The following is a 25933-nucleotide window of genomic DNA, read 5'->3' as shown; positions in this document are numbered from 1 at the left end:
GAGTTTGGGACGTAAGTCCGAAGAACCTTAAGATAGAAGACCGAAAATCGTAAAAAATGATTTTCAGTCTTCTATTTTTTAGATTATTAGGAGAATCCTCTTTGTTTTCTAGCTTACTTAGCCTATATTTCCTTAAATTTACTGCCATTAACGCGAATCCAATTTCATTGTGTGTCTGCTGTTTCCCTCGAACAGAGAACCGAGTGAACCCTAAACAAGCCTTCAAATGTCCGAAAGCAGGTTCGACGTCAATTTTTCGTTGGCGATAGAGTTTACCTGTTTCTTCTTCTGAAAGCAGCTGTTGAATCGTCGCTTTAAAGTATTCCCAGTTCATGTTCTTTTGAATCTCACGATTTTTGTCACTCTTCGCTTTTGTACAGTGGCTTCGAAGAGGACAATTCGAGCAGTCTTCACATTCATACCGTTTTAAATACCGTTTAAAACCATACTTATCTGTACGAATAGAATAATTTCGAAAATTCATTTTCCGTCCGTTTGGACAAAGAAACGTATCCTCTAATTCTTGGTACGGCCAGTTTGCGGGAAGGAATGGGTTTTGTTTAAACTTTTTCTTCTGTTCTTTATGATACATGGCATAAGTGATGAGTGGTGTTCGCTCATGATCTTCTAAAATCGCTTGATAGTTTTCTTCTCCTCCGTAGCCGGCATCTGCGACAATATAGTTTGGCAGTTCAAAGAAACGCTCCTTTAAAATGGTTAAAAAAGGGCGCAATGTCCGTGTATCTGTTGGATTTGAGAAAAGCTCATAGCCTAAAATATACTGATTGTTCGTGGCGATTTGAAGATTATAACCTGCTTTCAACTGCCCATTTTTCATGTGATCGTCTTTCATGCGCATAAAAGTGGCATCTAGGTCAGTTCTAGAGTAACTGTTTCGTTTTCCTAAAATCTGTCTATGTTTTTGATAAGCGAGTTTCCGCTCTTTAAAGTCCTTGAAAAGTTTTCTTAATTTTTTAGGAACTTTTCGTTTAGAACGGATTGATTTGCGCGTAATGCCATCCTCTGCTTGTTCGATTTTTTCTGTAAACTTTTCGACAACATGCGCGAGATTTTCTTCAATCTTGCCTAATTCAGTGACAGATAATTCTTTTGAGGACTCTCGTTCAATTTCAGGAATAATTTGATTTTTTAGCAATTCATCGTAAAGAAAATTTGATTTTTCAGTGAGCTTTTTATCAAAGTTCTCAATCGATTTTTTCCAGACAAAAGTATATTTATTGGCGTTGGCTTCAATCTTTGTGCCATCAATAAAAATTGCTTCTTCATCGATTAGTTGTTCCTTGACTAATTGGCTACGGAACTGGACGAAGCACTCCCGAAGGAGTGTGTTCACTAGTGGAGTCACTCGGAAACGATTAATGGTTCGATAGCTGGGTTGATAACTTTGAGTGAGCCACATCATGCGAATACTGTCTTTTGTCAACGCTTCAATCTTGCGACCAGAAAATACAGATTGCGTGTAAGCACATAAAATCATCTTCATCATCATTTTTGGATGATACGAAGAAGGGCCCATTTGATGGTGAAAAGGAAGAAAACGTTCCTCTGGAATACTTTCAACTAATTGATCAATGGCAAACCCAATATCATTTTTTTCTAACTGAAAACTAAAATCTAGAGGAAGAATGACTTGATTTGTGGTATAATTTTTAAACATAAGAACACCTCGCTAGTTTATTTGTTTTGTCACTTTTATTTTAGCAAAGGTGTTCTTATTTTTGTACAAAAAAATAATCCAGATGCCAATCAATTTGACTGATATCTGGATTTTTCATTGGGACTTACGTCCCAAACTCACCCAATTAAATAAAAATCTATTTAATTTTATAATTCCCATTTATTTTGTCTCATAAACTTCGACATCAAGTTCCAAAAGAAAAGAGGGGGAGACAAAAGTCTCGCCCTCGTTGTTTTCACGTATGTTATGTGATAAACGTGCTCCAAAAGTCTGCTCACTACGTCTTACTACGCTACGCTTCGTTGTCCTAAACTTCTAAGCAACTAAAGTTGCAAGCCATCATTCTTTGGGCTTTAGCCCTTAGAAATGAGGGACATCGAAGAGAGTTAAGGCTCTTCGATCTCAACAACTTTTAAATGCTAAAGCATTAAGAGTTGCCATTATTCTTAGTGCTTTAGCACTTAGAAATAAGGGACACTACACGTTGTTTCGTTATCCTAAACACTAAGCAAGTAAACTTGCAAGAGTTAAGGTATCGAAGTTTACGTAGCGCTCGAAGCAAAACGACTTTATGTCCCAGCTTCGCTGATGCGTTTTATTTTGTTCCTTCCGGTTGAGTCACTTTTTCTATATGGTGACACAGCTCAGGAAAACCATTTGGTATAAAGAGTTGTTTAACGTATAATATACTTAGACACGTATAAAATTAGGCTGGATGGTGAGTATCTTGAATGAAAAAGAAAAGTTTGAAATTGACCGAAAAAGAAAACTACGCTATGTAGGAGTTTACGAAACATTATATAAAATGATCTACGACGGAATTTATCCCATCGATTCCAGACTCCCCTCTGAAAATGATTTAGCTGAACAAATGGGGGTTTCCAGAATGACCTTAAGACAAGCGTTACAATTTCTTCAAGATGATGGCGTGATTAAAAATGTAAAAGGAAAAGGGAATTTTGTTATCCATAATGCAGCTAGCTGGTCTAATGGACTTGAAACAAGCAATCACCCTGTCAAAACTTGTCTAATACCGGAAATTGATGAGGTTGAGTTGGCTTTTCATTTAGAACCCTCTACCGAATATACCGATAAAATACTAAAGAAAAAAACAACCGTCGTCGCTTTTATTGACCGTTGGTACAAATCAAATGGGGTCGCTGTAGCTTATACCTTTTCTACAATGCCAATTGAAACAATTACTGAGCAAGAATTGGATTTAAAAAATACCGATCATTTGAAACAATTCATCGAAGAAGACATCTACGGCCTACTAAACCGATCCCAGCTCAATATTCAATATTCGAAGGTTGGGAATATCTCAGCAGTAAAGTACAAACTGTCTGAAAACGATGATTTTTATTTGATTCAAGAGGAGCTCTTTTTAAAAGGGGATTTTCCAGCCCTACATAATAAACATTACCTACCGATTGACCTCAGTACAATCGAAATTAATACTCAACCCAAAAGATAATCTTAGCAGATTATCTTTTTTTTATTGACATTCTTATGCAAACGATTTAATATACATGTATAGATATTTTAGACATGTATGGAATATCTAGAAAGGAGAAAAATAATGACAGATATTTGTGTACTCGGTAGCCTTAACATTGATTTAGTTATTTCAACAGATCAATTACCAACTATTGGCCAAACGGTTCATGGTATAGACGGAGATTATTTGTTAGGAGGGAAAGGAGCAAACCAGGCCGTAGCTGCCAATCGAATGGGGAGTGAGACTACAATTATTGGGTGTCTAGGCAAAGATACCTTTGGTGATAAAATACTTGATCATCTTTCAAGAGAACCTAATTTATCTCTGGCCTCTATCAAACAAATTGAGGGCGCCTTTACTGGAATTGCAACCGTCTTCAAATTAGCAATAGACAATGCGATTGTTGTCGTGCCAGGAGCGAATAATCTTTGTAGTGAAGAAATTGTTATTGCTAATCAACCAACAATTGAGCAAGCGAATATTTTATTAGCACAATTTGAAGTTCCTATCCCGACATTGCTTGTCGCCTTTAAAATTGCCAAGCATAACCAAGTCACAACCATCCTTAATCCAGCACCCTATCAAGAAATCCCCGATGAGTTGCTACGATTAACTGATTACCTCACACCTAATGAAACTGAATTTGAGGAGCTGTATGGTACCTCGCTATCAACAGTCACGTTACTTGAGGAAGCAATGTTAGCTTGGCAAGCCACTCACTCAGCTCGATTGATTGTTACACGTGGCTCTCAAGGTTCTTCCTATGTAGAAAACAAGCAAGTCATAACTATTCCGGCGATGGAAACACAAGTGGTTGATACAACTGGCGCAGGGGATACCTTTAACGGTTTATTAGCCTATTCTCTTTTACAAAAAATGCCCCTAAAACAAGCCATTATTTTCGCCAGTACCGGTGCCTCCTTATCCACCCAACATTTTGGTGCACAAACTGGCATGCCAACTAAAGAAAGAGTTCAAAAACAACTTTTAAGGAGAACAGAAAAATGAAAAAACTAATTTTAGATATTGACACAGGCGTCGACGACGCAATGGCTTTAGCTTATGCGGTTGCCACTAAAGAAGCAGAATTAATTGGTGTTGTTGGCACGTATGGTAATGTATATACCGACCAAGGAGTCCTAAACGTCCTAAACATTTTAGACTTATTAGGAAAACCAACTATTCCCGTTTATCACGGAGCAAACCACGCCTCAGATAAAAATAAATTTGATCGTTTGGACATCAGCGCAAAAATTCACGGACAAAATGGACTCGGTGAGGTTACTTTAAAAGACGCCCAACGAGAAAAAGAAGCAGAAAATGCTAGTGAGTATCTCGTTAATGCCGTTCATCAGCACGGCAAAAACCTAACCATTGTCGCGACAGGTCCGATGACCAACATCGCCGCAGCTATCAAAAAAGATCCAAGTATTGTAGAAAAGATTGGAGAAATTGTTATTATGGGAGGCGCTTTGACAGTTCCCGGTAACGTAAGCCCTTTCGCTGAAGCCAATATTTCACAGGACCCACAAGCAGCTAAAGAGCTCTTTACAAGTGGTGCACCGATTATTATGGTTGGACTCGATGTTACGATGCGCTCCATCTTACGCTTAAAAGATACTGATAAATGGCAGCAAACTGGAAGTCAAGCAGGCAAGCACTATGCTGATATCGTCGATTATTACATCACCATTCACGATGAAATCGCCCCACAATTAAAAGGATGTCCATTGCATGACCCGTCCGCTGTAGCAGCAGCCATTCACCCTGACTATTTCACAATGCTACCTCTCTATATGACTGTTGAAACAGAAGGTCCGTCAATCGGTAGAACAATTGGTCAACTCGATCAATTACAAAAGGGGCAACCAAATGTTAGAGTCTGTGTAGCAGTGGACAGCCAAAAATTATTACTCGACTTAAATAAGTCTCTAACCACCTTATTCAAAAATAACTAATTTAAAGGAGTAACTAATGAAGAACGCAACCGTTGCAAGTACTGAGTTACAGCAAGGCATAAAAAAATTGATGCCTTGTCTCTTATTTCTATTTGTTCTTGCCAATCTCATGGTCCAAACCTTTGTCACTGTCTCACCCTTAATTGCCGAGCAATTTAGCATTTCACCTAGTACAGCTAGCATCCAAGCCACTATTACGACTATTACCTTAGGCGTTTGTAGTGTGATTTACGGGGCCTTATCAGATTATATTCCCGTCAAAAAGTTACTTGTATTTGGAATTTCTATCCTGTGCTTGGGTTCAATTTTAGGCTTTCTTTTCCAACATAGCTATTGGATGATTGTGGTAGCTCGAGCAATCCAGACAATGGGACAAGCTGCAATCAGTTCGCTTTACCTTGTCATTGCCTCACGGTATTTAGAAGGTCAAACTAAAATAAAGTATTTTGCCTATTTTACGGCTTGTTTTCAACTCGCTCAAGCCGCAGGAGTTCTGGTGGGCGGTATTATCACCTCTTACATCTCTTGGCAATTCTTACTTCTAATTCCAATGGTATCAGTCTTATTCATCCCGATTGTGTTAACTTATACACCTAAAGAAGAAAAGGGACAGACAAAAAAAGTGGATATCTTAGGCCTCGGTTTATTTAGTACAATGATTGTTCTCTTCACTCTTTTTGTTGATGGCTTTAACTTAGTTTATTTAGCTGGAATAGTCGGAATAGCTCTCCTCTTTTGGGGGTATATTAATAAAAATAATCACGCGTTCATCACCCCTACGTTTTTCAAAGCGAATAGCATCTATATTCGTTCTCTGACCATTGTCATTGCTATTTACCTTGTTCAATTTTCTTTTTCATTTGTTTATACATTTATTATTACTACTGGCTATAACGAAGCTCTTTCACTCGTTTCCTTCGTCTTATTGCCTGGCTATATAGCCGCTACAATCATTGGCGGCATTGGCGATAAAATTACTCGTAAATTAGGAGAATTCAATACTATCTCTTTAGGTATCTCCATGATTACCTTAGGCCTGATCATCGCGGCTCTCTTTATTAACCAAGGTCATCTGATCCTCGCTATCGGAGGAATCCTATTTTACGTCGGCTTTAATACTCTTTACTCACCCTTACTAGACACGGTTACCAAGACCCTACCACCGTCTGAAATAGGCCGTGGGATCGGTTTAAATGATTTGTCTATTAACATTAGTGGGTCTCTAGGTGTCGCCATCTGCGGGAAATTGATGACTATTACACTCGTTCAATCTAACCCAATTTTAGGCCACTCTCCTCTAGCGACCTATCAGTCAATCTTATTGATTTTAGCAGTCGTTTCACTGCTTGCCTTTATCTTGTTCCAAAAAGCAAAAACAAAATTAGTTTAAATTAAATAGAGAGAGAGCTATGACAAAAGTCGTTTTGCTTCGAGATTGCCGAGAGAGCAGACTTTTGGAACGCGTTTATCGCACAATATACGTGAAACAAAATTAGGGCGTGACTTATATCACAGCTTCCTCTCTATTTATCTGACGCATCCCTAATCAGCTTTTTTCCGCCATTCTGTTGGGGTACAACCCGTTTTTTGTTTAAATAAAGTTGAAAAATAGTGCTCATCTGAAAATGCCAAGCGTTCTGAAATTTGTTGAATCGGTAATAATGTCTCTTTTAATAATAGCTGGGCCATTTCCACCTTTTTTGTCAAAAAATAGTCATAGGGCGTTTGCTTAAGCGCGAGTTTGAATTGACGAGTCAATTGGGAGCTAGAAAGATTTACCAAGGTCGCCAGTTCTTTTACTGACACCTGCTGATTCAGGCGATTTTCCAAAAATTCTTTTGCTTGACTAACTGGTTCGGGTAAAGGTACTAATGATTTTGAAACATGGGTCTGAAAAAGTTTCTCTACTAATCGGTGAAAAAGGAGTGACGTCTGAGTTGATCTCTCTTGAATAGACAACTCAGCTTTTTCACAAACAGCTAATAACTCATTAAACAGCGAAAAAACATCTATTTCCTTCATCAGATAGTGATGATGGAGATGATAGACTTGAAATAACTGATCGCATAAGGTTCCTGACACATTAATCCAAATTTTGTGCATCGGATCGTGCTTATCTGACCAATAAAGATGGGTCTGTCTTCTAGGCAATAAATAAACATCTCCTTGCGATGGAAAGTAGCTTCTACCATCTAAGCGAATCTCTCCCCTACCAGAAATAATGTACTCAAGGCTGTAAACACGCGATTGAGCCCTCTCTACACGGTAACTAGAAAAGGGATAAGTAATTCCTGCTAATTCAATTCGAAAGATCTCTGGTGAAACAAATTGTTCGGGTAAAAAACTTAAGATGTATTCTTCCATGCGCGTATTCTTCACTTTTTCAGCATAAATCTAGATTGTATTTAAAGAATACGATTGTATACTGTAAATGTAAAGAAGAAAAACTAACTGGAGGTTACATTTATGGCTATAATTCCAAGAGCTGAGCATCCGCAACCACAATTTGAACGGGCTAATTGGGAAAATTTGAACGGTAATTGGCAGTTTGAGTTTGATTTTGGGAAAAGTGGACTAGACTGTGAATTCTATAAAAATCGAGAATTTAGCCAAACGATCCTTGTTCCTTTTTGTCCAGAAAGCGAATTAAGTGGCATTGGTTATACAGATTTTATCCCTGCTCTTTGGTACCAACGAACACTGACACTTTCAAAGGAACAACTAGAACAGCTGGTCATTCTTCACTTTGGTGCAGTTGATTATGCTAGCCGCGTCTTTGTCAATGGCCAAGAGGTTGGTCAGCACAAAGGTGGCTATGAGTCATTTTCATTTGATATCACCCCCTACTTAACGGAAGGCGATAACACGCTAACCCTTTATGCAGAGGACGATAATCGCTCGGGACGACAGCCCAAGGGCAAGCAAAGTAGCTTTTATTATTCTCGAGGCTGCGATTATACCCGCACAACTGGGATTTGGCAGACCGTCTGGCTAGAATTTCTCCCTCAAAGCCATCTAAAAAAAGTTAATTATTTCCCCAACGTTGCCGATGAAAAAGTCATCATCGAGGCGACCACACAAGGAAACGGAACGCTTAAAGCAGAAATTTATTACGAAGGACGGCTATGTGGGGCAGGCGAAACCACTATCACTAACGGCCACGGTTTTCTCGATATTTCTCTTTCAGAAACCCACCTTTGGGAAGTTGGAAATGGACGGCTATACGATGTGACACTCTTCTTTGAAGAAGACAGGGTTTCCAGTTATTTCGGCCTAAGAGAAGTTGCTATGGACGGCTATAAATTTTTAATTAATGGCCAGTCTGTTTTTCAACGATTAGTCCTCGATCAAGGCTTTTACGCAGACGGCATCTATACAGCAAAAGATGATGCTACCTTAAAAAGAGACATTCAATTAAGTCTGGATGCTGGTTTTAATGGCGCTCGCCTTCATGAAAAGGCGGTTGAGCCACGCTTCCTTTACCATTGTGATAAAGCTGGCTATATTGTTTGGGGCGAGATGGCAAATTGGGGGATTGATGTTTCATCATATTCTGCGATTGCCGACTTCCTACCTGAATGGCAAGAACTAGTTGTCCGAGACTTTAACCATCCTTCGATCGTCACTTGGTGTCCAGTGAATGAATCATGGGATTACGAAAATCGACCACAAAAAAATGAGCTACTTGAAATGATCTATCACACAACAAAACAGCTTGATCCGACTCGACCTTGTATTGACACAAGTGGTAACTACCACGTCATCACAGATATTTATGACGTACACGATTATGCCCAAGATGTTGCTATTTTCGCCGAGCATTTCACAGGTGAGCGACATCCAAACGGCGAATTTTGGGATGAACATGATGCCAGACAAACCTATCAAAAAGGCCTACCATTTTGCGTGAGTGAATACGGCGGAATAAAGTGGGACCCCACAGCAGATAAACAACAATCATGGGGCTATGGCGATGAACCAGAAACCGAAGAATCCTTTATCGCTCGCTACAAAGGTTTAACTGACATCTTATTAAATCACCCAAAAATGTTTGGCTTCTGCTATACCCAATTATATGATATCGAACAAGAACGTAACGGCCTTTATTATTATGACCGAACACCAAAATTTGATATGGCACGCTTCAAAGAGATTAATCAACAGCCTGCTGCAATTGAAATAATCGAATAAACGCCCTAACTAAAGAAGGCGAGACATAAGTACATGACTTATCTCTTGCCTTCTTTAGTAGGTATTATTTAATTCAAACTAATCAATGAAGAGCCCATTAGCATGTTGCCAGCACTGTTGTATTCTTCTACAAGTCCATTGGAATGAACTTTGAAAACACCACCACCGGCGCCTGATTTATTATTGAAACTAACAATCCAAACATCGCCTTCCTGGACAGGCTGATTCCACTTCGTCAATTCATGATCTAAGGCACCACCTTGATAGGCAGCAACGTAGTCAAACACATTATCTCTCGTAACCGCCGCAGTATGCTGAGGGCTTTGATTATAAACAACTTCCCCATCAACACTACAATTAAAATCAAAAAGAACGCCTTGGGAATAACCATTAAAATAGTACCATTGACCATCAAAATTCAGAAAATTCAATTCAATAGCATTGACTCTTTTCTCATTTATTTTAGCCATTGCCTGTTCTTTATTGTTAATAACATGAGTAGCTTCTGCTTGCTTTTTCGCTTCCTCTGCTGCAGCATTAGCAGTCTCTTCTGCTTTCGCTTCTGCCGCCTTAGCAGCTTCAGCCGCTTCGGTTTGAACCTTTAATTCTTTTTCATTTTTAGCAGTTAGCTCTTTCACCTTAGTCGGAAACTCATCATCTCCGACCACCTCTATTTGTTCAGTCGTAAGCTTTTTCAACACTTCGAAGGATTCCTTATACTTCTTCTCTTTGGACAATTTTTCAGCCTTATCAAAGGTTGCTAAACTCTCCTTTTCACTAACAATAGCTTGCTCTACTTTTTCCTTAACCATCTTCAAAGCGGCTGTCAGTTCCTTCAAATCATTCGTTTCTTTTTCAAACTCTACACAACGTTTCTGTGCTTCTTCATATTTTTTCGCTTCAAACTCATTGACTGCTTTACTGTATAATTTTAGCTGCTTCACATAAGCAGTCGCTTTCTGATCTTCTTTTTTTGACGATAAGGCGATTTCAAAAGAGGCTTCTGCTTTTTCAAATTCCTGATTATTAACATACCCCATCCCTTTATCCATTGCCTTGTCGTAAGCTTCTTTTTCTTTGTCGACGCAGCCGATCAATACTACAGCCATCAATAATCCAAGAATCACCATGCCTAGTTTTTTCATTCTTTAGTCCCCCACTAGCTCATCATAATTTTTACCTATTTATCATCTCATACTTTTTACTAATAAACGAGGGTAAAATTTTTATTAGGAAACCCTTTAATTTTGTCACATTGTCCCTTAAGTATTCTCATTGTCTTTTTTTACCACCACTAACAACAGAATATATTCCTGACCAGATAAAAAAATAAACACAGAATTACTCTCCCATAGAGAGATACAAAATATCATAAAGTGTGCCAAGGTGTTCCAAGACTGTCGGCTTTGTTTCAAAGAAATAAACCTCTACATATTTCCATTTATCAGGATTGTAAATCAATACTTTGCCTACCTCTCCTTTGTTTGCTAGAGAAAAATTTGGCCTCGCCATTTTAGTCGTTACTTGAAACGAGTGCTCAATCTCAAGCAGATACTTGCCACGACTAAGTTCAGCTGTCAATTCAACAGAAATAGGAAGGCCAATATTGATTGTTTGCCAGCCAAATGAGTCTAAAATATTATCATAAAACCCATCAAATATAAATTGAGTCATCCCCCGCTCATCCTGCCAAAGATAAAAAGGAGAATATTCTTTTTTGTTAGGCTCATCCATTATTAAATAAGCTTTCATGATTAAGTCTGGGAAACCATTTGTTTTACTTCCATTAGTCATTACTCTGTCCCTTATTACCCCCATATCATACTCATTGGGAAGTGGTATTTTATATTGCATTGCGTGCATTTTCGTCACGTCCTTTCCATTGATTTCATTATACAAGCTAACACTCCTGGGGTATAATGACACTAAATCAGCTAAGCTATTCCACTTAGGAATACCCTTAAAGAAAGGTCGTCAGCCATGGAAATCAATGATATAAAAATTTTCTACGAGGTTGCACAGCTTAATTCAACTATTAAAGTCGCAACTAAACTCGGCTACGTTCAATCGAATATTAGCAAACGCATCGCAAAGCTTGAGGAAGATATCGGTACAAAATTATTTTATCGAACCCCCAAAGGAATGTTCTTAACCAACGATGGTGATCGTTTTTTAGCTTATGCCGAAAGGATTTTAATAACCGTAAAAGAGATGGAGGACACCTTTTCAGACACACATAGACACCTGCGTATTGGTGCAACCCATTCAATTACAGCAAATTATTTGCAACACTATTACTTAGATGAAACGGTTAGTCTATTCACTGACTCATCGACTAAGCTTATTCAGCAATTGAAAGAATCCCGGATTGATTTGGCATGTATCAACACTAAAATTATTAACGATGACATAAAAGAAATTGAAACAACGGAAGAAAGGATTTTTTGGACAAGAACAGAGAACGCTAGTCCTACTTTCAGTGACAACAAAGTGGTCGTTAGCCGCGACAAGGATTGTCCTTATAGACGTGAAACCTTAAATTATTTGAAACAGAATAAGCTAGAGCATCTGCCACTTATTGAAGTCGATACGATGATCACACTTCTAGCTACGCTTAAAACAGACAAGGCGATTGCCATTTTACCTCAAAAAACGATTGCTTCAACTAACCAGTTGATAGCAATCGTCGATGTTCCTCTTAATAATGTGATAATTCGTGCCTATGCTCTAAAAACACTCACAAGAAGCTTTGACGCCCTCTTCTGATCCTCCTAACGTCATACACTAAACGCACTCACGCAAGGTTTCATAGATTGAGGCGATGACATCATCCTCAGCATAGCTCAAAATCGGCATTGTATCCTGTGGATCAAGATACAAATCCTCCACTTGAAGGCGGGAACTGACTTCAATACTCATCCCGTGTTCCAAGCCTTTTTCCTCTGCTTCTTGGTCAATTTTTCGATATAGATTAAGCATTTCATCATAGGCAACAATTGGCAATTGAGTCGTCTCAGTTTGCCCTAATGCCTCTACCATCATTTGGTAAAAATCAACATACTTCATGTTTAGCCCAGAAATCGCGTAAGTCCCACGGTGAGTCCCGTTCTCCAAAGCGCCTAGAGCAGCTTCAGCAACTTGTTTAGCCGTCACCATTGCAGTCCCACCTTTGAGGGTTGGGTAAACGGACTGCCCTTTTATTTGATCCGTAAACATTTTCCAAAGTGGTGTTTTACCAGGCATTGTCCCGAAGATATACGGCAATCTCAAACTGGTCACATCCATAGCGCCTTCCCCTTCACAAAAGGCCACTTGCTCTTGTAGCAAACGAGTAGCAGGATAGGCTTGCTGACGCAACTTAAACTCAGGTAGTCGTTCTGCAAATTCAGCAAAATAAGAGCCAAAGACTACAAATTTTTTCACCCCAGCCGCTTTAGCTAACCGAGCAACTCGCTGTGTAGGCAATACATTCGCTTCATAGAAAAACTTAAAGGCTGGCTTTTCGGGAACTGTTCGTTCGTCAGCTCCAGCAGCATAAATAAAGCCATCACAATCGCTTAACTCAGCAATAATTTCTTCATCAGTCAATTCAAAAAAATTACCTAGCGTACACTCAACAGAATCAGGAATTAAGCCTTCTGCCGGCATCGGTGGCAATGCCATCGTCTTCACGGCATCCCCTCTTTCCAAACACTCCTTCAACGTGTAATAACCTAAAAATCCTGTTCCACCTAAAATAAAAATTTTTTTCATCTTTGATTTCCACCTCTCTATGTGATTATACTCACATGTTACAAAACAATCTTGCTAAAAGAAAGGGCAAAAAAGACCAAAACACTAACCAAATTACTTTCGATGCGATATAATAGGCGGTAGAACGGAGGGGCACAATGGACTACACAAATGAACTTATTCCTTATACTAGCGTTGATTATTTTCGGGAAAACTTAAAAACAAATGAGGTGGTCATTCAGCATCATCTCCTCACAAACGATCAAGAATCGCGTTCCCACGATAATGTCAATTTTATTTATCTCACAAAGGGGAAGGCCATCCTAGAGATTAATGGTCAGCACTTTCACATAGAAAAAGGCCAGTTGATCATTTTAATGTCTTACCATATTTTTTCATTGAAGCAAGTCCCTGAGGAGGACTGCGACTATTACCATTGCCAGTTTTCCATTGGCCTATTATTGCTTTCAAATACAAGTAAACTAACGTATCACGAAAGCTTAATTGAACTCGACCGTGATGTCCCAATCGTCACACTAACAGAAGAAGAACAAAAAGAAATACGACACATTTGTCAAAAGCTAGCGACTAAAAATACCGATACCTCCTTATGGACAAGTGACCTAAGAGTACTATCAGCAATTACCTCTGTGATGTACTTGTTTTTACAGGGGCTTAAAAGAAGAGAAATAACAGATGAACAAGCAATGGACCTACCGTGGAAACTTTTGCAATACCTTCATTTTCACCATCAAAAAAAGCTTACATTAGAAGAAGTCGCCGCTACCTTTAAGCTCGAGCCTGCCGTAGTAAGTTTCCAGTTAAAAGAACTGACTCAACTTAGCTTTTCTCAGAACCTAAGTCGAGTTCGAATCATTAATGCGACGGCTTTATTAGAATTTAACGCATTGTCAATCAATCAAATCGGTCGCATCGTTGGCTTTCAAACAGATGCCGCTTTTTATAAAGCCTTTAAGCGCGCTCACTTAATGACACCACAAACCTATCGTGAAACTCTCTGGCCGACCCATAATAATCGAATTAGTGACGACAGCTACGAAATCTATAGCTATATTTACGAAAATTACCGCTCTCACCTGACTGTCAGTCTCATTGCAAAAAGCCTTTCGCAAACAGCAAAAGGCGTGAGTCGACTCGTAACTGAAAATTTTCAGATGAGCGTTAATGAGCTAATTGGACGCATTCGCTGTGCCATTGCTCGGGGATTGATTTTAGGAACATCACTGCCACTTAACAAAATTGCGGAACAAGTTGGATTCACTGACAGTAAACAATTTCGACTACATTTTAAACGTTATTACAACCAAACACCTAATGAGTATCGCCAGCATCAATTGAGAGAAAATAAAGCTCCTTAATCGCGATTACATCTCCATCATAAATCTGCGATTAGTTACTTTAATCAAACTATAAATATAATAAGGAACGGAAATAATAAAATAAAAATAATAGATAAAAAACGGGAGAAACAGAAAGAAAATAATACTCAACACCTTAAACTTTTTACTTTTAGTTTCATAAAAGCGGACAATCAATAAAAATCCGCTAATAAGGGACAGAGTAAGATAACCGCCCAGCAAAGCAAAAAAGCCGCCATTAAGTATCATTGATTTAAACGGGCCAACCACTTCTGACGTTTGAAGCATCATCATAAGCGGCAAAATCCCAAAACAAATTATGCCGGGAATTAATGCGATAGAAGAATAGAAAATATATTCCTTTCGTTCTCTGTGAGACATACGGGTAACTCCTTTTCTAAGTAACTTTTTTAACAATTCGTTATTGTTAACCACCGGCCCCAGTGTCCGAGTCAGTGTTCTTAGCCATTCTTTCTTGTAACTCTTTGTCATAATTTCTAGCAGATGGAATCAAGAACGTCACCACACCACAGATAAGAGTCCCGATACCTGCAATCAGAAAAAGCTTTTCTACGCCAATTTTATCTGCTAAAGGCCCAGCGAATAATAACCCAACAGGCCCCGTAATACTCATCAGTGAATTTAGTACGCCCAAAACACGTCCCAAAATCTTGGGATCATAGCTTTGTTGAATCATCGCCATTAATAGCGTATTAAAATACGGCGTCGCAATCCCTGCAATTGTATTTAACACAATAAAATATAGGAAGCCCCTACTCGTCCCTGGTAAAAGACCACTAATCCCAATCATCAAACCTAAGGTCACATAAGCCCCTAGAATAGGAATCATTCGATCTTTCCATTTTCCAAAAATGCCAATGAAGGCACCACCAACTAGCATACCAACAGAATAAACTACCTCAATCAAACCAGCCTGTCCAACTGTCCCATTAAAATACTCCATCGTCATTAATGGATACAAACTTGCTGCTGGCATAAATATCAATGTAAAGACGGAACCAATAATAGTAATGTACCAAAGTCCCTTGTTTTCTGTTAATTTTTTCAAGCCAAACTTAGTATCAGCTAAAAGGTGAACCCGTTCCCCTTCCGAAATCAGACGGGGAATTGTCACCATCATTAACATCCCTACACCTAAAATAGCCCCAAGTACATCTAATAAAATAAGCCAATTCATCGGAATCACAGCAAAAAGAAAGGCTCCCAAAGCTGGCGCTATGATAAAATTAGCAGATTGTACCATACCTAATTGTCCATTAACCTTTGTTAATTCTGATTCAGGCACCATTGTCGGTAAAATAGACTGGATAGTCGGCATTTGAAACGTTTGAGCAACCGATCTAACAAACAACGAAATAAAAACTAGCCACAAAGGAAAAGTCACTGAGACCGTCCCAACAACCGCTAAGATAATGGCAAATATTGCGACAATAATATCTGTGATAATTAGCAATTGTTTTTTATTCCAGCGGTCAATCAACGGCCCAACAAAGGGACTTAAAACAACCATCGGAATCATTCCCAACAACGTGGCAAAACTTAAAACCGTCGCAGAACCTGTCTCCTTGGTCAGATACCAGATAATCGAATATTGAACAACCATACTGGTAATCCCTGAAAGAAATTGACCACCTAAAAAGAGATAAAAATTTTTCTTCCAATTGTTAAGACTAAACTCGTTCTTTTTCTCATTCATATATTCTCTCCTTGAATAATCAACTGATAAAAATCAGCTTGACATTGTCTTCGCTACTGTCGTCCATTTGCTAATGAAGTCACCTTTAGCCTCTGTATACGCCTCTCGATCATGCTTGTAAGTCTCACTTAGCTCACTTTTTAAGGATTGGTAATCCTCAGCTACAAGAGGATGGGACTTTAAATAATCTCTGAAAAAAACTTCATCTCGGTCACCTTTAAAACGCAAGTGAAGATGAAACACGCGTTCAGCAAATCCATTTTTAGTGTAGCCCCGATTTAAGGATACTCGGTTTGGCTCACTAGACATAATTCGATACCCCTGCTCACTTAAGAGAGTACTAAGCTGAGTCATGTCAGACTGAGGCGTTAATTCAAGTAAAATATCCACGATATTTTTAGCTAGAATATTTTTAATAGCCGTACTCCCAATATGATTAATCGCATAAACAGCCTTCGAAGGAAGTAGCTGAATCAATCTGGTAGATTCAACTGCATACCATTTCTCCCACTCATGATTTGGCTCAACTAATGTAATGGGAAATAGCTCCCATAATTCTTCTAATGACATCTCAGATAATTCTTTTCCCATCCTTTTCTCCTTTTCTGGCCCCTATTAGTTGCTCTAATTTTACGCTATTTCTCTTGAAAATTCTAGTTCTAATCTCTGTACTAATAGAGTTAATCTGTTATATGATAAGAATATGTTCATTATAAAAAGGAGTTTACTCATGGAAAAAAATTATTCTTTTGAAGCAAAAATTCAGGCATCAGAGTCAGGTAAAGGCGGTGCCTACATCATTTTCCCTTATGATATTCGGGAAGAATTTGGCAAAGGTCGGGTAAAAGTCTATGCCACCTTCGACGATGAGCCATATGAAGGCAGTATTGTGAATATGGGCGTAAAAAATCCCGACGGTAGCATCTGCTACATCATCGGGATTCGGAAAGATATTCGAAAAAAAATTCAAAAAGAAATGGGTGATTCTGTTTCTGTCAGTATTAAGGAGCGCCACTAGTGAAATTAGCTACTTCGTTATTTTATCACTAATTTTCGATTGGTTCATGTCCGTAAAAGACGGACATCTTCCCAATCTTTACTGTCATTTTAACAACCAACAAATACTGTCACTATCAACTTTACCGCTTAAAAAAGCCAAACAGATTGATGTTTCTCTTCTGTCCATTTTTCATGGACATCTCATTTTCTTCCATTATAAAACATGTTATTTTTGATACTTTTAGCCATTTTTATCATGCTAAATCGATTGTTTGTTATGTTAGAAAAAAATCTCGACCTGTTCAAATCTCCAAAAGCGTACATCGGCTCCAAAGGTTTTGTCATTTAATTCTCACAATAAACCCAAAATTCACCGTTACTATCAGCTTTCAAACCTACAAACAGGCAACTCACTTGTTGTTTCTATCTTGTACGGGTTTCGCGGACATTCGATTTTAATTTTCCAGAAAAATTGTTATTAATTAGAATCAGCTTCATGAAAAGCCCAAGACTTCCCATTCATCTCTTCCAGTTATATCACAGTTTCACTAAGGTTGTCCAATCGACTCCCTGCCCTTTATTAGCCTAACTTACCTCAACTAACTGCTTATCACCGCACTATTTTATTGAAACTGGCTTAGAATCAGCCTTTTAGTATTCTAGATCACTACTTAAACGGAAAGATAATAGAAATATGGGAATTATACTACTTTATAGACACATCATGGTATTTGCTAAACAATTGAAACAATGAGCTGATTTCCCGTAATTCTCTACGATACAAGCTCTTTACCTCCATATATTGCTTAAATTCTTTAAACCAAGAATAGGAGGTCTCAAGGGCCGTGGCCTTCTCATAGAAAAAGCTACAATCCACCCCTCTTTCAGAACGACCGTCACTGTATTCGCCACATCTCAGCAAAACTGAATACCACGACTCTCGATTCAATTGATAGTTTAGCACCTTAGATGCCGCATAATAATCTGATAATAGTAAGTCAAAATCCGTGAATGGCTCAGCATAAATATAGCGAGATAAACATCTGATAGCTTCGTCATTGTTAGAAGTAAACGCTAACTCAATTACCCATAAATCAGCAGAGTCATCTAACGCAATCCGATCATAGCAGGCCTTCAAATAATACGTTGAATCAATTAATCCTGCTTCTAACATCGTCACAACTTTTAATAAGTCGCTTTTAGTCAATGTATCAATCATTTTCTCACTCCTTGATAATTTAACGCTAGCTATTCATCCGTTGCCTTTTCAAAATAGGCATTTACTTCCTGATAAGTCATTGTACCACTTAACATGCTGTCAAATTGATTCAATTTATTACGATGAGTTAGTGCTATTAAATCGCTGACAATCCGTCTTGACGGCGCAGAGCCTAAACTAAGTCGCTTGACGCCTATATCATTTAAGCGTTGATAATCAGCCGTTTTACTTGATAGAATAATATTGACTGGCCCCTTTATGCCCTTTACCAATAGATCAACAACCTCATAGGAAAGGCTCCCAGGAATAAACACACAGTCCGCCCCACACTCTAAATAATAGTTGCCACGCTCTATTGCCATCCCGAGTTTTTGTTGGTCATTGCCGATGTTATTCCAATAGACGTCTGTTCGAGCATTTATCACAAAATCTAGAGCCAACTCTTTTTTTAAAGATGCTAAAGCCAGTAGCTTTTCTTTCATCACAGAAACATCGTCAAGTTGTTTATTTGGCAATCCATCTTCCAAATTAACCCCTATCGCCCCCGCTTCCAGTAATTGCCGAGCATTTTCTCGCACCAATAAAGGCTCTTCGCCATAACCTCTCTCAAAATCAACAGATAAAGGGAGTGACGTCACTTCATGGATTTGTTCGATCAGTCGCCTTAAAGTCTCAAACGAAACCACTTGTCCATCACTATACCCCATCGAAAAAGCAATCCCAGCGCTCGTCGTAGCTATCGCTGAAAATCCAGCCTTTTCAGCAATTTTAGCACTCCCACCATTCCAACAATTTGGCAGTACAAACAGCTCTGGGTTACGGTGTAACTCTTGAAAAATCTTCGCCTGTTTTCTTTGCTCTGATGTAATCATATTCATTCTCCTCCCAACTCATTCCGACACTCTCAGCTTCTCCTATTATCATATCATATCGATACTTCGATGCTCATAAAAAAAAGGTTGAGAAAGAAATTCTCAGCCTCCCTTTATTTCACATATTTTATGTGACAAACGCGCTCCAAAGGTCTGCTCACTACGTTACGATCCCATTATTCTTGCTTTAGCACTTAGAGATGAGAGGCATCGAAGTCTACGTAGCGCTCGGAGCAAAACGACTTTATGTCCCAGTTTCTTTAACAAAAAATCAGCTATTAAAAATGATTCGCAGCTTAATAGCTATAGTTACTTAAAATGCCTAGAATAATTGACGCCATTTTTTCCTATGGTACGATTTTTATAACTCAATTGTAGAAGCTAAATAACTAACTCATTAAAGGATGACGTCAATGAAAAAAATTATAGGGATTGGAATAGTTCTCGGAGTATTTCTTATCGGTCTGTTTTACAGTTATATTAAACCAGTTGGCTTGATACCTAAGTCAGAAAACACTACTAGTATCAGTCTCTCAAGCAATAAGAAAGACACGCAACAATTATTGAGTAAAGAAGAAGAAGGTAAGCTATTTGATTTAATGACGGCCTCATATACAAAAAGACTCTTTTCTCCCTCAGTCAATGATGCGCCTTATGTTGATTTTTTCTATACCATAGAATTTAAGCTGGCTGATGGCACTTCTACAACGTTTCATTTATATAAACAGAATAAGCAAGTGTCTTTTGAGCAACCTTACAACGGAGTGTATCGTACTTCCAATAAATTATTTGATTATGTAGATAAGATAATTGAAAAGACTTAGCTGACCATGGTGTAACAACTAGCTATCACTTATTATATGAATAATGCATGACGGGGGCTACCGTAAAAAATGACAAAAAAATAACCGCTCATAAACTTTGACCAGTTTGCGGTTATTTTTTTAATAAAAGAGTATATTATAGATACTCCTAGACTTTCTACTACCATTAAAGAGAGACCCGTTTTCCTAATTCAAACACGTCACATGATACTTAGCTAATTTAGCCAATTCAGCCTCGCTGAGAGGATTATTCGTCACGATATAATCAATCTCATGACAGGTAACCCCTTGGTGCATGAAGGTCTGGTTGAGCTTATCATCCGTTGCCAACACAATCAATTGCTTGGATTGTTTACGGAAAGCCTTTTTCATCAGCGCTTCTCCTTCACTGGTTTCGGTCACACCCTTTTCAAAATCAAGGCCTCGACACCCAATAAAAGCTAAGTCAGCGTTATAAGTCAGGGCATCATTATAGGCCTTTGAGCCATTAATCGTCGCTCGCTTATGGACAATTGACCCGCCCAAAACTGATACATAAGCATCGGTAAAATCGCTCAGCATCGCCGCAGTCAATAAACCATTCGTGATTATTTGCAGCCCTTCAAATTTATTAAGACTTCTAACAAGGTGTAGCGAGGTGGTGCTAGAATCGATAAAAATAACCATATCATCGCTAATCAAGGTTTGAGCAATATCAGCCACATATTGCTTTTTATCATCCTCATCTAGCTGAGTCACCTTCATTAAGTAAGGGATGTCAATTTTTTGATTATCAACCAACATCGCGCCACCGCGTGTCCGTCTAATCAACCCAGATTTTTCAAGCTCCACTAAATCCCGCTTGATTGTCGCCTCACTGTAGTTAACCAACTCCATTAAATCGGACACACTAGCGAACTGATTAAGCTTCAAAAAGTTCATGATATCCTTCTGTCTGACCTCTACCGTACTTAGCATCACCCTTACCTCCAACACCTCTTGATTTTCTCAACGACTTACCAATCGCTCACTATAAACTCTACCTCTTCTATGAGAGTTCACCGTTAATAAAGCTCGGCCTTACCAATAGTATTTAACACATGTAGTTTATGTCTAACAACCTCCTTAACCCGCTCATTAGGTTGTAGATAAACATCATTTGGTTCATATTTACTCGGATCTTTCTCCAATACCTCACGAATCGCTTCGAAAAAGATGCTTTTCAAATCAGAGCTCAAATTAACCTTAGCCACCCCATATTTGACGGCTTCACTGACTTCCACATCTGGATTTCCAGAACCACCGTGAAGCACTAGAGGGATCATCACTCTCTTACTTAATTCCTTCAACAATTCGATATTGAGCTTAGGCGTCATCTCTTTCGGATACAGCCCATGAGCAGTGCCTATCGCAATCGCCAACGTGTCAATGTTCGTTTCTTTGACAAAGGACTCCGCTTGATCAGGGTCTGTGTAAATAATCGTCGCTGCCCCACCCTCGGCAGAGCCATTATTGCCAATCGTTCCCAGCTCTGCTTCGACTGATACATTGACATCATGAGCTAATTTTACCACTTCTTTGGTTATTTTCATATTAGCCTCGTAACTTTGCGTAGAGGCGTCAATCATGACTGACGTATACCCGTTGCGAATGGCACGCATGACATCTTTAACCGTTCCACCATGGTCAAGGTGAATCACTACCGGCACCTTACTATTGTGAGCATAAGCTCGCACCGCTGCCACAAATTCATCATTCAAATAAGCTATTTCATCTGGATGGATTTCGAAAATCACTGGCGCATTTTGCGCTTCAACCTCTTCCATAATTGCCTTTAGCATATCATAGCTACAGATATTAAACGCAGGTACAGCAAACTGATTTTCTCTTGCAACTGTTAATAATTCTTTCATCGTATATAACATTAAAACGCCACCTCATTCATATTTTTTAATTTTCAACAACAATTGGTTTCTTTAATAACCCAACCGTAACAGCTGTTACAACCGTTCCCGCAACGAGAGCCAACACATAGAGTGGCAAATGATTAATCACGTTAGGAATAAGCAATACCCAAATCCCACCATGAGGCGCCATTGAGGTAATCCCCGCTGCCATCGAAATGCCCGCCGCAGTTGCTGAACCAAGCATCAAAGCAGGAATCACTCTGAATGGATCTGCTACAGCAAATGGAATCGCCCCTTCAGTGATATACGACGCGCCTAAAATCCAACATGATTGCCCAGATGTTCGCTCTTCCTTGCTAAATTTATTCTTAAATAAAATCGTTGCCAGTGCCAGACCTAGAGGCGGAGTCATTCCTGCCGCCATACAGGCCGCAATCGGTGCATTAACGCCTGCAGACATTAAGCCGATAGAAAAAGTCGAGATAGATTTATTAATCGGCCCTCCCATATCAGCCGCCATCATCACCCCAATCAATAACCCGAACACTAGCCCAGATGTATCGCCCAAGCTATTAAGCCAGTCAGTTAGTGCTGTTAGGACCCACGCGATGGGCTTGTCGATAAGAAACACCATCGCTAAACCAACAATCAGAATAGACGCTAATGGCACAATAATCAACTGAAAAATAGCCGCCAATTCCTTTTTAACGTTGATCTTATTAGCAAAAATATCCGTTACATAACCAGCCAAAAGTCCACCAATCATCCCACCTAAGAAACCTGATCCTCCATTAGCTGCTAGTAATCCTGCGACAATCCCAGGAGCAAAACCCGCTTTTCCCGCTATTGAACTAGCTATCCCTGCACCTAAAGCAGGTACCATCATTGCAAAAGCCGTTCCTCCACCAATAGTTGACAAGGCACCAGCCAAGGGATTGTAATCAGCCGATGTGGGATCAGACGCGGTTATTCCAAAAGCAAAGCTCAAAGCAATAATAATTCCGCCTGCAATAACAAACGGTAGCATGTAATTAACACCATTCATAAAATGGTTGTAAATACCCGTTTTCTGCGTCTCTTCCTCTTGACTATCAGAAACACGTATCAGCCCCTCTTGATTCACAGCTTCATTAATGACTTTTTCCGCCTCTTTTATTGCTCGGCCCGTCGACACTCGCTTCACTTGCTTACCTGAAAAACGACTCATATCAATCTCTCTGTCAATTGCCAAGATAATCAGATCCGCCTGATCAATCTCATCTGTGGTTAATTTATTCTCAGTTTTTACTCCTTGAGTCTCCATATTGACCTGATGCCCAAGCTTTTTACCAACCGTTTCCAATTTTTCAGCCGCCATATATGTATGAGCAATTCCCGTGGGACACGATGTTACGCCAATAATTTTCATCTCTATTTCCCCCATTCATTTACAATTTTAACTACCTCATCGGCGGTCTTAGCCGATTTCAATAACTCGCGAAATGAGTCATTCATTAATTTACGAGACAATGAGCTTAAAATATCTAGATGTAAATTATTAGAATTTTTTGGCACCGCAATCATAAACACACAGTCAATTGGCTGTTCATCTAAACCAACATAGTCTGCCATAACTCCTGTATGAGCAAAAAACAAGGTTGGTTCAGCTACAAAACGACTTTTGGCATGAGGAATGCCAAAGCCTGCCTCAATTCCAGTTGAAGCTTCCTTCTCCCGTTTATACAAATCCTTTTTAAAGCCTTTAGCCTTCGTTACTTTGCCCACTTCTTCTAATTTGATCGATAGCTTTTCAAACAAGGTCTCTTTTGAACTAATTAGCTCATCAAATAAAATTAACTCTTTCTCCATCAAGTCTCCAATAACCATGTATACCCTCCTATCAACAACCTTACAAGCGCTTTCCGTTGTGTACCAAAACTATAACAAACTAAGCTAAACCATTCAATGCTTTGAACGATTTATTCATTTTCTGATATAAACTAGCTTTATCGCTCTTTTTATCGAGCTAAACAGATCATTATTTTGAAGGAATATAAAAAGGGGCTGTGACATAAGTCACGCCCCATTTTTATTTCACGTATATTGCGCAATAAACGCGTTCCAAAAGTCTGCTCTCTCGGCAATTTCTCTGAACTCGAGCAATCGAAATTGCCGATTGTTCGGGTTCTTCGAGATTAACCTTACTCTTAGCAGTTTACTGCTTAGAGATAAGGGACACTACACGTTGTTTCGTTATCCTAAACACTAAGCAAGTAAACTTGCAAGAGTTAAGGTATCGAAGTTTACGTAGTGCTCGAAACAAAACAACTTTTGTCACAGCTCCTTTAAAGTTAATTCACTTAGAAAAACGTTAAAACGAACGCAATAATAGCTAATCCACCTTGTGTTAGAATTATTTTTTTATTGCTTGTCATGCTGCCATAAAGAGCAACTAAAATGATATAAACAAGAAGCATTCTAGAAATTTCCAAAGGCGCATTTGACAAGAAGACCGCATATAACAGGCCCACTCCAATAAGCCCATTATAGATCCCCTGATTCTTAAACAAAGTCATAATCGACGGACGACTTAATTCGTCTACTGACATATTAAAAACTCTAGAAGTTGTCTGGGAGGTCGTCGCAAAGCTTTCAAGATACATAATATAGAAAAATTCAATTGCCGTAAAAACAATAAAAATTTTGGCTAGTAAGGTCATACTCATTCTCCTTTACTGATTAAAATACGCTACATACTGAGTCGTCATAATATCATTTTTTAAGACAAGAAAACAAGAATTCGATCCCAGCACCTATCGATTATCTTTCCTTTGAAAAAGGCTGCTGCCCAGCCTCCATACATGAGCCCTACTGCAATCATCAGCGGGATAAACCAAGTTAGCGAGCTCATATCAATCGTAACAATCAATAAACTTAATAAGCCTCCAATAATCAAGATAAAACGGCTGCTAAATAGCTTAAAAATAAACCACTTTTTTCGCCAAGAAGTACTAGCAGAATATTTTTTATAAAGATAATTTCCAAGAAAGCCAAATCTCCAAAATAGTTTAGTCCCACTAATTTTCATATACTTCCCCTTCTTCATCAGTAATTTACACCTAGTATAATCCTTTTTAAATTAGCTGTGGCTTACAATGTCGTAAGAAAAAAAGCCCTATAGAGGACTTTTTTCTTCATTTAATTAATCACTTTTTCAAAAGTGGTTTTCCATGTTCGTCAATCAGCGGTGTCAAGCCGCCACTCCCGCCATTACGGTAGCTTAAATACTGAACACCCGTTTTATTGTCCGTAATAATAACTAGCTCAGAGCCAAATTTTTCTGCCTCTTTTTCAATCTCAAATCTCCTTGGCATACTTAGCCTCCTTATAAAATTAGTAGGTTAAGTGTAGCATTAAAAAAAATAAGACACATCCGTCTGTGGTAGTAATTATAGAAAGTCTTGCCCATGTTTATATCTACGTTTAAATAAATAAACTGATAAAACTGGATTTCCGATGGCATAGCCTATTAACAATAATCCGCCAATAATAGCTTCACTTCTATCAAACGGTGTAAAAAAATAAAATATCACAATAGACAATACCAATGAGTAACGTGGATGAAAAAGAGTGAACCACTTTCTGCTTTGACCTTTTTGACAGCAGATAAATAATAAGCGTTACTAAAGAGACAAGTATCATTTTCAACATCACAATCCCCCTTCCCTGTTTCGTGACCTCATTATATTTTCTGAAAGTAAAATGAAGCTAAAAAAAATAAAAAGGGACTGTGATATTCTTTGAAGAAAATTCGCCAATCATTCCAATAATAAAAAACCTAGCACACTTGGACTAGGTAATTGAATCAATTTCATAATTCCAATGCCTTACGGCATAAGGGATTAAATCAACTAAAAAAAGAGAACCTCCCCATTTTTGATATAATGTAAGTGCAAGCCAACAGAATCAAAAAGGAGTGT

General features: G+C 38.7%; 26 protein-coding genes. 9 read left to right on the top strand and 17 right to left on the bottom strand.

Annotated features, from left to right (window positions below):
• A partial coding sequence (locus AC5KOD_RS05465; RefSeq protein WP_496913526.1) for an IS1182 family transposase occupies positions 1-1678 on the bottom strand: 1678 nt, incomplete at its 3' end.
• Between the two features lie 748 nt (positions 1679-2426).
• Between AC5KOD_RS05465 and AC5KOD_RS05460 the strand changes: the two genes are divergently transcribed.
• The 4 genes from AC5KOD_RS05460 (at position 2427) to AC5KOD_RS05445 (ending at position 6545) form a co-directional block, all read left to right on the top strand.
• Positions 2427-3173, top strand: coding sequence for a GntR family transcriptional regulator (locus AC5KOD_RS05460; RefSeq protein ID WP_496913525.1), 747 nt, complete (start codon positions 2427-2429; stop codon positions 3171-3173).
• Positions 3174-3278: 105 nt separating this feature from the next.
• Complete coding sequence (locus tag AC5KOD_RS05455; protein WP_496913524.1) at positions 3279-4205, top strand: ribokinase; 927 nt, start codon at positions 3279-3281, stop codon at positions 4203-4205.
• Positions 4202-5155 (top strand): nucleoside hydrolase, encoded by a 954-nt coding sequence (locus tag AC5KOD_RS05450; protein ID WP_496913523.1) that lies wholly within the window; start codon positions 4202-4204, stop codon positions 5153-5155. Before AC5KOD_RS05455 ends, AC5KOD_RS05450 begins: the two co-directional genes overlap by 4 nt.
• 16 nt (positions 5156-5171) lie before the next feature.
• Positions 5172-6545: an MFS transporter gene (locus tag AC5KOD_RS05445; protein WP_496913522.1), complete on the top strand. Its 1374-nt coding sequence runs from the start codon at positions 5172-5174 to the stop codon at positions 6543-6545.
• Between the two features lie 152 nt (positions 6546-6697).
• On the opposite strand, the gene AC5KOD_RS05440 is transcribed toward AC5KOD_RS05445, so the two are convergent.
• The gene (locus AC5KOD_RS05440; RefSeq protein ID WP_496913521.1) at positions 6698-7519 is read right to left on the bottom strand and encodes a helix-turn-helix domain-containing protein; all 822 of its coding nucleotides are present in this window, start codon (positions 7517-7519) and stop codon (positions 6698-6700) included.
• A gap of 102 nt (positions 7520-7621) precedes the next feature.
• Here AC5KOD_RS05440 and AC5KOD_RS05435 point away from each other — a divergent pair, with 102 nt between their 5' ends.
• Complete coding sequence (locus AC5KOD_RS05435; protein WP_496913520.1) at positions 7622-9346, top strand: glycoside hydrolase family 2 protein; 1725 nt, start codon at positions 7622-7624, stop codon at positions 9344-9346.
• A 68-nt stretch (positions 9347-9414) separates the two neighbouring features.
• On the opposite strand, the gene AC5KOD_RS05430 is transcribed toward AC5KOD_RS05435, so the two are convergent.
• Both AC5KOD_RS05430 and AC5KOD_RS05425 read right to left on the bottom strand, forming a co-directional pair.
• Positions 9415-10491 carry a hypothetical protein gene (locus tag AC5KOD_RS05430; protein WP_496913519.1) on the bottom strand — a complete coding sequence of 359 codons (1077 nt, stop codon included), beginning with the start codon at positions 10489-10491 and terminating at the stop codon, positions 9415-9417.
• A 196-nt stretch (positions 10492-10687) separates the two neighbouring features.
• Positions 10688-11209, bottom strand: coding sequence for a DUF4865 family protein (locus AC5KOD_RS05425; protein WP_496913518.1), 522 nt, complete (start codon positions 11207-11209; stop codon positions 10688-10690).
• Positions 11210-11326: 117 nt separating this feature from the next.
• Here AC5KOD_RS05425 and AC5KOD_RS05420 point away from each other — a divergent pair, with 117 nt between their 5' ends.
• The gene (locus AC5KOD_RS05420) at positions 11327-12112 is read left to right on the top strand and encodes a LysR family transcriptional regulator (protein ID WP_496913517.1); all 786 of its coding nucleotides are present in this window, start codon (positions 11327-11329) and stop codon (positions 12110-12112) included.
• Positions 12113-12130: 18 nt separating this feature from the next.
• Here AC5KOD_RS05420 and AC5KOD_RS05415 read toward each other — a convergent pair whose 3' ends face one another.
• On the bottom strand, positions 12131-13099 hold the full coding sequence (locus AC5KOD_RS05415) for an NAD-dependent epimerase/dehydratase family protein (protein ID WP_496913516.1): 969 nt from the start codon (positions 13097-13099) through the stop codon (positions 12131-12133).
• 137 nt (positions 13100-13236) lie between these two features.
• Here AC5KOD_RS05415 and AC5KOD_RS05410 point away from each other — a divergent pair, with 137 nt between their 5' ends.
• Positions 13237-14457, top strand: coding sequence for an AraC family transcriptional regulator (locus tag AC5KOD_RS05410; RefSeq protein ID WP_496913515.1), 1221 nt, complete (start codon positions 13237-13239; stop codon positions 14455-14457).
• Between the two features lie 6 nt (positions 14458-14463).
• On the opposite strand, the gene AC5KOD_RS05405 is transcribed toward AC5KOD_RS05410, so the two are convergent.
• From AC5KOD_RS05405 to AC5KOD_RS05395, 3 genes are read right to left on the bottom strand one after another with little or no spacing between them, the layout of a single operon-like run.
• Positions 14464-14838, bottom strand: a complete 375-nt coding sequence (locus AC5KOD_RS05405) for a hypothetical protein (protein WP_496913514.1) — start codon at positions 14836-14838, stop codon at positions 14464-14466.
• Positions 14839-14884: 46 nt separating this feature from the next.
• The gene (locus AC5KOD_RS05400) at positions 14885-16174 is read right to left on the bottom strand and encodes an MFS transporter (RefSeq protein ID WP_496913513.1); all 1290 of its coding nucleotides are present in this window, start codon (positions 16172-16174) and stop codon (positions 14885-14887) included.
• 33 nt (positions 16175-16207) lie between these two features.
• Positions 16208-16765 carry a GrpB family protein gene (locus tag AC5KOD_RS05395; protein WP_496913512.1) on the bottom strand — a complete coding sequence of 186 codons (558 nt, stop codon included), beginning with the start codon at positions 16763-16765 and terminating at the stop codon, positions 16208-16210.
• 139 nt (positions 16766-16904) lie between these two features.
• On the opposite strand from AC5KOD_RS05395, the gene AC5KOD_RS05390 reads away from it, so the two are divergent.
• Positions 16905-17192: a DUF1905 domain-containing protein gene (locus AC5KOD_RS05390; RefSeq protein ID WP_496913511.1), complete on the top strand. Its 288-nt coding sequence runs from the start codon at positions 16905-16907 to the stop codon at positions 17190-17192.
• A gap of 687 nt (positions 17193-17879) precedes the next feature.
• On the opposite strand, the gene AC5KOD_RS05385 is transcribed toward AC5KOD_RS05390, so the two are convergent.
• The gene (locus tag AC5KOD_RS05385) at positions 17880-18392 is read right to left on the bottom strand and encodes a hypothetical protein (RefSeq protein ID WP_496913510.1); all 513 of its coding nucleotides are present in this window, start codon (positions 18390-18392) and stop codon (positions 17880-17882) included.
• Positions 18393-18421: 29 nt separating this feature from the next.
• Positions 18422-19264, bottom strand: coding sequence for an isocitrate lyase/PEP mutase family protein (locus tag AC5KOD_RS05380; protein WP_496913509.1), 843 nt, complete (start codon positions 19262-19264; stop codon positions 18422-18424).
• A 413-nt stretch (positions 19265-19677) separates the two neighbouring features.
• On the opposite strand from AC5KOD_RS05380, the gene AC5KOD_RS05375 reads away from it, so the two are divergent.
• Positions 19678-20088 (top strand): DUF5301 domain-containing protein, encoded by a 411-nt coding sequence (locus AC5KOD_RS05375; protein WP_496913508.1) that lies wholly within the window; start codon positions 19678-19680, stop codon positions 20086-20088.
• 186 nt (positions 20089-20274) lie between these two features.
• Here AC5KOD_RS05375 and AC5KOD_RS05370 read toward each other — a convergent pair whose 3' ends face one another.
• The 7 genes from AC5KOD_RS05370 to AC5KOD_RS05340 form a co-directional block, all read right to left on the bottom strand.
• Complete coding sequence (locus AC5KOD_RS05370) at positions 20275-21045, bottom strand: DeoR/GlpR family DNA-binding transcription regulator (RefSeq protein ID WP_496913507.1); 771 nt, start codon at positions 21043-21045, stop codon at positions 20275-20277.
• Positions 21046-21131: 86 nt separating this feature from the next.
• Entirely contained in the window at positions 21132-21992 is an 861-nt protein-coding gene (locus AC5KOD_RS05365) for a ketose-bisphosphate aldolase (protein WP_496913506.1), read from the bottom strand.
• 25 nt (positions 21993-22017) lie between these two features.
• On the bottom strand, positions 22018-23382 hold the full coding sequence (locus AC5KOD_RS05360; RefSeq protein ID WP_496913505.1) for a PTS fructose transporter subunit IIC: 1365 nt from the start codon (positions 23380-23382) through the stop codon (positions 22018-22020).
• 2 nt (positions 23383-23384) lie between these two features.
• Positions 23385-23840 carry a PTS sugar transporter subunit IIA gene (locus AC5KOD_RS05355; RefSeq protein ID WP_496913504.1) on the bottom strand — a complete coding sequence of 152 codons (456 nt, stop codon included), beginning with the start codon at positions 23838-23840 and terminating at the stop codon, positions 23385-23387.
• A gap of 473 nt (positions 23841-24313) precedes the next feature.
• Complete coding sequence (locus AC5KOD_RS05350; RefSeq protein WP_496913503.1) at positions 24314-24673, bottom strand: DUF1304 domain-containing protein; 360 nt, start codon at positions 24671-24673, stop codon at positions 24314-24316.
• Between the two features lie 59 nt (positions 24674-24732).
• Positions 24733-25041 carry a hypothetical protein gene (locus tag AC5KOD_RS05345; protein ID WP_496913502.1) on the bottom strand — a complete coding sequence of 103 codons (309 nt, stop codon included), beginning with the start codon at positions 25039-25041 and terminating at the stop codon, positions 24733-24735.
• A gap of 118 nt (positions 25042-25159) precedes the next feature.
• A complete protein-coding gene (locus tag AC5KOD_RS05340; protein ID WP_496913501.1) occupies positions 25160-25327 on the bottom strand; it encodes a DUF6440 family protein in 168 nt (55 codons plus the stop codon).
• Positions 25328-25933: the final 606 nt, after the last annotated feature.

It is taken from the genome of Vagococcus sp. WN80Y (assembly GCF_059621045.1).
This window is presented reverse-complemented; position numbering and strand designations above follow the sequence as displayed.